Annotated in this window: 1 protein-coding gene; it reads left to right on the top strand. The window is 67.2% G+C overall.

Features of this window, described 5'->3' with window-relative positions; all coding sequences use genetic code 11:
• Window positions 1-1,166, top strand: a 1,166-nt coding sequence (locus tag ACS8Y6_RS18335; protein WP_440856238.1) for an aldehyde dehydrogenase (NADP(+)), incomplete at both ends; no start/stop codon positions are given.

Below are 1,166 nucleotides of genomic sequence, written 5' to 3'. Positions count from 1 at the left end.
GCGTTTCTCGAAGCCTGTGCCGACGAGATCGAAGCGCTCGGCGATACGGTCATTCGTGAAGCCATGCGCGAAACCGCCCTGCCCGAGAAACGTCTGACCGGCGAAGTCGGCCGAACGACGGGTCAGCTGCGGCTGTTCGCCAAGGTCCTGCGCCGTGGGGATTATCTCGGCGCCCGCATCGATACCGCCACCGATGCCGCCCCGGATCTGCGCCAGATCCAGCAGGCGCTCGGCCCGGTGGCGGTGTTCGGCGCCTCCAATTTCCCGTTCGCCTTCTCGGTCGCCGGCGGCGATACCGCGTCGGCGTTTGCTGCCGGCTGCCCGGTGGTGGTCAAGGCCCACCCGGGGCATATGGTCACCTCGGAGATGGTGGGCAACGCCATCGAGGCGGCGGTGAAAAAATCCGGCATGCCGGCCGGCACTTTCAACATGATCTTCGGCGGCATGGTCGGCGCGCAGTTGGTGCAGGAACCGGCGATCAAGGCGGTCGGCTTCACTGGCTCGCAAACGGGGGGCCGGGCGCTGTTCGATCTGGCCTCGCAGCGTGAGGAGCCGATCCCGGTCTATGCCGAGATGTCGAGCGTGAACCCGATGTTCATGCTGCCGGCCGCAATCGAGGCCCGCGGCGCCGAACTCGCCGAGGGCCTGGCCGGCTCGGTCTGTCTCGGGGCCGGCCAGTTCTGTACCGGGCCCGGGGTGATCATCGGGGTGAAGTCGCCCGCGATGACGGCCTTCATCGAAACCCTCGGCGAAGCGCTCAAGAGCAAGCCGGGCCAGGTGATGCTGAACCATGGTCTGCTGGATAACTACCAGCATGGGGTGGAACGTCTGAAAGGCCTGAACGGCGTGCGGGAAGTCGTGGCCGGCTCCGCCGAATCGAACCAGGCGGCGGCGCGGCTGTTCATGGCCGACAAGTCGGTATTGTTCGACGACGCCCAGCCATTGATGGAAGAGGTGTTCGGCCCGAGCACGGTGGTGGTCGAGCTGGACAGCGCCGACGAACTCGAGGCCGCCGCGCGGGCGATCAACGGCCAGTTGACGGCAACGGTGACCGGCGACGACGCCGAGATCGCCCGGCACAAGCCACTCGTCACGGCACTGTCGCGGCGCGCCGGGCGGGTGTTGTTCAACGGCTTCCCGACCGGGGTGGCGGTCAACGATGCGAT

The sequence above is a fragment of the Salinisphaera sp. RV14 genome (assembly GCF_052044135.1).
GTDB lineage: Bacteria > Pseudomonadota > Gammaproteobacteria > Nevskiales > Salinisphaeraceae > Salinisphaera.
Note: the sequence above shows the minus strand (reverse complement) of the source record. Positions and strands in the feature narration are given on the sequence as shown.